This is a genomic window from Allobosea sp. 05T439 (assembly GCF_056396005.1).
Map to the genome: position 1 here is coordinate 1 of NZ_JBFTKP010000115.1, position 1,073 is coordinate 1,073.

The following is a 1,073-nucleotide window of genomic DNA, read 5'->3' on the forward strand; positions in this document are numbered from 1 at the left end:
GCCCTGCCCTGCTCCTGGTCGTCGGCTGCGGCGGCTGGGCCGCCAGCGCCCATCTCAACGGCGCCGTGATCGCCCAGGGCTCGATCAAGGTCGATCAGAACCTCAAGGAGGTGCAGCACCGCGACGGCGGCGTCGTCCAGGCGATCGGGGTGCGACAGGGCGACCGGGTCGAGGCWGGCCAGACCCTGTTCTGGCTCGACGATGTCCAGACCAAGGCCGAGCTCTCGATCATCCGCTCGCAGCTCGGCGAAAATCTCGGCCGCAAGGCCCGCCTGATCGCCGAGCGCGACAACCTYGCCGCGATCACCTTCCCGGCCGAGYTCGCCMRRKTCTYCGACGAGGCCAGCCAGATCATCCAGGGCGAGACSCGGTTGTTCGACGGCAACCGCACCAACCGCGAAAGCCGCAAGGAACAGCTCGAGATCAGCATCGTCCAGTCCGGYGAGGAGGTGAAGGGCCTCGAGGCGCGCCAGGTCGCCAAGGTCGAGGAGCTGCGCCTGGTCGAGCTCGAGCGCAACAAATATCTCGGCCTGTTYSAGAAGGGCTTCATCGACGGCACGAAGGTCTACAACATCAACCGCGAATGGGCCCGCCTGCTCGGCGAGCGCGGCGAGATCGAAGCCTCGATCGCCCGCGCCCGGCTGCGCGTCAGCGAYGCCCGCCTCCAGATCATCGCCGTCGACGAGACCGCCCGCACCGAGGCCCAGCGCGAGCTGCGCCAGGTCGAGGCCAAGGTCTCCGAGCTCAGCGACCGGCGTCTCGCCAGTGAGGACCGGCTCTCACGCTCCGAGATCCGCGCCCCGATCGCCGGCATCGTCAACGAGTTGACCGTCTTCACCGTCGGCGGCGTCATCACCCCGGCCGCCCGTCTCGCCACCATCGTACCGGGCGAGGCCAMGCTCACCGTCGAGGTCAGGATCGCGCCGACGGATATCGACCAGGTCAGGCCGGGCCAGCCCGCCCGCCTGCGCTTCTCCGCCTTCGCCAAGAATTCGACCCCGGAACTGCCGGGCACCGTCAGCCATCTCTCCCCGGCGACCACCCGCGACCCCACCACCGGCGCCAATTTCTAC

General features: G+C 69.0%; 1 protein-coding gene. It reads left to right on the forward strand.

Features of this window, described 5'->3' with window-relative positions:
* On the forward strand, positions 1-1,073 hold a 1,073-nt coding region (locus AC1DIO_RS35285; RefSeq protein ID WP_476854944.1), incomplete at both ends, for an HlyD family type I secretion periplasmic adaptor subunit.